Source organism: Microvirga sp. P4_G7 (assembly GCF_056401005.1).
In genome coordinates this window covers 1-4,476 of sequence record NZ_JBFUKD010000287.1, presented here as the reverse complement: position 1 = coordinate 4,476, position 4,476 = coordinate 1, and the positions used below count along the sequence as shown (strand labels likewise).

5 protein-coding genes and 1 pseudogene are annotated in these 4,476 nt (G+C 62.3%); 2 read left to right on the top strand and 4 right to left on the bottom strand.

Going from position 1 to position 4,476, the window contains the following annotated elements:
* Both AC1DT3_RS12955 and AC1DT3_RS12950 read left to right on the top strand, forming a co-directional pair.
* A partial coding sequence (locus AC1DT3_RS12955; RefSeq protein WP_477465661.1) for a C13 family peptidase occupies positions 1 to 778 on the top strand: 778 nt, incomplete at its 5' end.
* A 60-nt stretch (positions 779 to 838) separates the two neighbouring features.
* On the top strand, positions 839 to 1,180 hold the full coding sequence (locus AC1DT3_RS12950; protein WP_477465660.1) for a DMT family protein: 342 nt from the start codon (positions 839 to 841) through the stop codon (positions 1,178 to 1,180).
* Between the two features lie 79 nt (positions 1,181 to 1,259).
* Here the strand turns inward: AC1DT3_RS12950 and AC1DT3_RS12945 are convergent, their stop codons facing one another.
* The 4 genes and pseudogenes from AC1DT3_RS12945 to AC1DT3_RS12930 all read right to left on the bottom strand — a co-directional run.
* A complete protein-coding gene (locus AC1DT3_RS12945) occupies positions 1,260 to 1,667 on the bottom strand; it encodes a VOC family protein (RefSeq protein ID WP_477465659.1) in 408 nt (135 codons plus the stop codon).
* 107 nt (positions 1,668 to 1,774) lie between these two features.
* Positions 1,775 to 2,926: an MFS transporter gene (locus AC1DT3_RS12940; protein WP_477465658.1), complete on the bottom strand. Its 1,152-nt coding sequence runs from the start codon at positions 2,924 to 2,926 to the stop codon at positions 1,775 to 1,777.
* Between the two features lie 119 nt (positions 2,927 to 3,045).
* A complete protein-coding gene (locus AC1DT3_RS12935; protein WP_477465657.1) occupies positions 3,046 to 4,113 on the bottom strand; it encodes an HlyD family secretion protein in 1,068 nt (355 codons plus the stop codon).
* 8 nt (positions 4,114 to 4,121) lie between these two features.
* A pseudogene (locus tag AC1DT3_RS12930) lies at positions 4,122 to 4,476 on the bottom strand (MFS transporter); the annotation flags it as partial.

Below are 4,476 nucleotides of genomic sequence, written 5' to 3'. Positions count from 1 at the left end.
GATGTGGCGCCGATTCTTCATTCTGGGACTTGTCGGGGCCATTCTCGGCGCTTTCGCGCCGGAACCAGCGGCGGCGAAACCGCCCCGCCGCCCGGTGGAAGCCTTTTCGCTCGCGCCACATCGCGTGGGCGCCACGGACGTGTACATCCTATCGTTCGGTCTCTGGGGACCGCAGAGCGTCTTCGAAAGCGAGGCGAGGGGGGCAGCGAGCGTTCTCGAAGGCCAGCTCGACGCCAAAGGCAGGTCCATCGTCGCAAGCAACACCAAACGGCGCTCCGGCGCGACTCCGGACCGCATGCTCAACGCAGCGACCGCGATGGGCCGTGTCCTCGATCCGAGCGAGGATGTGGTTGTCCTGGTGCTCACGTCCCATGGCGCCCCGGAAGGCATCGGTCTCGTTGCCGGTCGAACGACGGGGATCATGACCCCGCGCGACATCGGTTTCCTGTTGAACGCGACGCGGGCGCGCTATCGCGTCCTGATCGTCTCCGCCTGTTATTCGGGAACCTTCGCCAAGGCGCTTGCCGATGAGCGAACATTGGTGATTACGGCTGCGGCCGCCGACAAGCCCTCGTTCGGCTGCAGAGACGGCGCCAAGTGGACGTATTTCGGCGACGCCTTTTTCAACAAGGCGCTACGCGGCGAGCCCCGTCTCGACGCGGCCTTCGAAACCGCCAGGGCCTTCGTCACGCGACGCGAGAATACGGAAGGCTTCGACCCGTCCAATCCGCAGATCGTCGGCGGTTCCCTCGTTCTCGAACGACTTGCCGCACGTTAGGCATCCGTCCCGCCCGTCAGAGGAGGCCCGCTGCCTCCCGCATTTCCCAGAAAAAGCGCCATGAATCCCTTCGTCGCCCCTATTGCCATGCTCATCGCCTCGAACGTCTTCATGACATTCGCCTGGTATGGCCACCTCAAATTCAAGACGACACCGCTCTGGATCGCGGTTTTCGTCAGTTGGGGTATCGCGCTGGTCGAATATTGGTTTGCGGTACCGGCCAATCGGATCGGCTCCGAGGTCTATTCAGCAGCGCAGCTCAAGACCATGCAGGAGGTCATCACCCTTGCGGTCTTCGCGATCTTCTCGATCGTTTACCTGAAAGAACCTCTCGGCTGGAACCACCTCGTTGGGTTTGCTTTCATTGCACTCGGCGCGTCGTTCATCTTCCAGGGCCGGTGACGATGAACTCAGAATATTCAGGCACGCCGCTCCCCAAGAAACTTGGACTGACGGATGGGCTCGAGGACGCCGAAACTGTCTAGGCGGCGTCGACCATGACCATCCACGAGACGCCGAAGCGATCCGCCGTCATGCCGAAACGAGGGGAGAAGAAGGTCTTTGCCATCGGCATCTGGATCTGCCCGCCTTCCGAAAGCAAGCCGAAAATCCGCTCGGCTTCGGCAATGTCCTTCACGTTGAGCGCAAGCGAGAATCCCTGATGGTTCTGTTGTCCGGAGCAGCGGCCATCGGACGCGAAGATGGTCGAGTCCCCAATGCGGATACTCATGTGCATGACTTTGTCTTCGGTTCCCGGCGCCGTCATCGAGGGATCGGGGTTCTCCCTGAAACGCATGAGAAATGTCGTTTCGGCGCCCAGCGCCGACCGGTAGAATTCAGCCGCTTCCTCGGCGCGACCTTCAAAGAACAGGTAGGGTTGCACTTGCATGAGATTTCCTCCGGAACGATGGCCGTTTCTGGCTCTTGGCTAGGACGAGCCAGCCGACGCCAATCCGACAGCTTCCGCAAGCTTTTTCGTGGCGGCCGTTTGGACGCCTATGGGCGCGTGCGCTTCGTTCTCCAGAGAACACCGACGAGCGCGACGTTGAGAACCCCCAACGACGTGAGGCAGGCAAGGGCCGCGCCGGCGCCTCCCCAGGCGATCAGAACGGCGCCGAGCGACGGAGAGAGGGCCTGGGCGAGGAGGGCCGGCATCGCAAGCTTACCCATGAGGGAGGCATATCCGTTCGAACCGAAGAGAGCGAGCGGCAGAGTGCCCTTCGCGATCGAGCCAATACCGTTCCCGGCCCCGTAGAGACAAAGCGCAAGAGCGACGACCGGTAGACCGCCGAGCAGAAGCGCCATGCCGACAGCCACAAGGAAGGTCGAGGTGGCCATGGTCCAAATCGGATGGTAGCGCCGGCCGAACGCCATTTCGACCATGCGCGCACCCACCTGTGCCGGGCCGATCAGGGCGCCGAGGGCGACCGCCGAGCCTAAGGCGTAGCCGCGCGCTTGGAGGATCGTCAGAAGATGCACGCCGATCATAGACGCGGTCACCGACCCCAATGTCAGGATCGTCGCCAATAGCACGAGCGCCCGTGTCCGCCGCGATCCCGCCAAATCGGTCGTCGGTCGTTCAATGGCGACGTCGCCGGATGGGGGAAGGGCCCGTGCACGATTGGGTACGTTCGGCACGACGAGAAGATGGAGCGGGAAGGCGACGAACAAATGGATTGCCGCATAGACCCCACAGGCGCCTCGCCAGCCGAAATGATCGACGAGCGTCGCGCTCAAAGGCCAGCAGATCGTGCTGGCGAAACCACCGAACAACGTCACGGTCGTAATGGCACTTCTTGCTTGCCCACCATAGAGCCGCCCAAGGGTCGAGAATGCGGCATCGTAGAGGCCCGAGCCCATCCCGACACCCATCATCGCCCATGCAACAAGGTAGACCGGCAGGCTCTGGGAAAGGGAGAGCGTCGTGAGACCAGCCGCAAGCAGCAATGAACTTGAAGCGAGCACGAAGCGGCCGCCGATCCGTTCGATCGTTCGTCCGACGAACGGAGCGGCTAAACCGGCGGCGAGGAGGCCGAGCGACAAGCCGCCGACAACCCAACTGAGCGTCCACCCGGTATCGTTGGCGATCGGTTGCGCGAGGACGGCCGGTAGGTAGAACGATGATCCCCAGGCAAGGATCTGCGTCATGCCGATGGTCGAGGTGACGATCTTCGAATTCGGTTGGGATGCACTCAACGTCGGCGCCACACGTCCAGGGTCGATCTTCAGTCAGACACCATGGCCGAAGGCGGCGCGATAGACCAGCCTCACAGATTCCCGGTGGTCTCTCGATGCGCCTTCGTATCGACGCTGACGATCACCGACATGCCGGGACTTAGTTGGTCCACGAGAGGTTGGTCGGGGTCGATCTCGATCCGCACCGGAATGCGTTGGGCGACCTTGGTGAAGTTGCCGGTGGCGTTGTCCGGACGCAAGACGCTGAACTCGGACCCCGCCGCCGGCGAGAAACGCGAGACCGTGCCGTTCAAGGCCGCGCCGTGGAGCGCATCGACCTGAATCGTCACCGGCAGACCGTAAGCCATGTCAGCAATCTGCGTTTCCTTGAAATTGGCGATGACCCAGATCTTGTCGGGCACCATCGCCATGAGTTGCGAACCGGGCGTCACATATTGCCCGAGCCGCGCGCTGACCTCGCCGAGATGCCCGTCCTGCGGCGCGACGATGCGCGTGTTCTGCAGGTCGATTTCCGCGAGGCGGACGGTGGCTTCGGCGTTCTGAACCGCCGCTTCGAGCGATCCGCGATTGACGATCGTCGCCGTCAAATCTTCTTTCGCAACTTCGAGAGCCGCCTTCGTTTGGTTGAGGCCGGCCTGCGCTTGATCGAGCGCCGCGCGCGACTGATCAAGTTGGGCCTGGGTTGCGAAACCGCGCTTGTTCAATGGCTCGACCCGCTTCCAATCCGCCTCGACGCGCGTGAGGAGAGCGTGCGCGCTGTCGATCTGCGCTTGGCCGACTGCGACGCTCGCCTCCTTGGACCGCCGTTGCTGTTCGGAATTCGCCAGCGTCGCCTTCGCGGTCGCGAGTGCCGCCTTCGCCTGGGCGAGGCGCTGCTGATAAATGCGATCGTCGAGCTTGACCAGGACCTCGCCCGCCTTCACCTCCATGAAATCCTGGACCGTGACTTCGGCGACATAGCCGTCGAGCTTTGGGCTGATGATCGTCACGGCGCCTTTGACATAGGCGTTGTCCGTCCGCTGCACGCTCGAATGGAACGGCGGCAATTGCCACGCATAGAGCACCAGCAGCACGCCGGCGATTCCCAGAAGGAAGGCCGGCACCGTTGCGCGTGATTTGAAAGGGTTCGCGATGGACATGGGTTCGATCAGGCCGTGGTAAGAGGTTCTGCGACGGCGCGCTTAAGGAAGCTTGCGCCGAGTTGAACGAGAAGAGCCATGCAGCCGAACGCGGACAGAACCGCGATCAGCATGAAGAGGTCGTTGTAGGCGAGCACATTCGCCTCGCGGGTGGCTTGCTGACTCAGGAGCGCCACGCCTTCCGCATTGAGCAAAGCCTTGTCGGTGATCACGCGGCTGTAAGCTGCCGACAATTGACGGATGCGTTGCACTACGTTGGGATCGGCCATGGTGATCGACTGCGCGATGATATTGTGATGGTACTTCTCGCGGTACGTGACGAACGTGCCGAAGATTGCCGAACCGAAAAGTCCGCCCAGGCTC

Coding starts and splice junctions, on each gene's coding strand:
- AC1DT3_RS12935 (WP_477465657.1), bottom strand. CDS start 4,113: ATGTCCATCGCGAACCCTTTCAAATCACGCGCAACGGTGCCGGCCTTC.
- AC1DT3_RS12940 (WP_477465658.1), bottom strand. CDS start 2,926: ATGACGCAGATCCTTGCCTGGGGATCATCGTTCTACCTACCGGCCGTC.
- AC1DT3_RS12945 (WP_477465659.1), bottom strand. CDS start 1,667: ATGCAAGTGCAACCCTACCTGTTCTTTGAAGGTCGCGCCGAGGAAGCG.
- AC1DT3_RS12950 (WP_477465660.1), top strand. CDS start 839: ATGAATCCCTTCGTCGCCCCTATTGCCATGCTCATCGCCTCGAACGTC.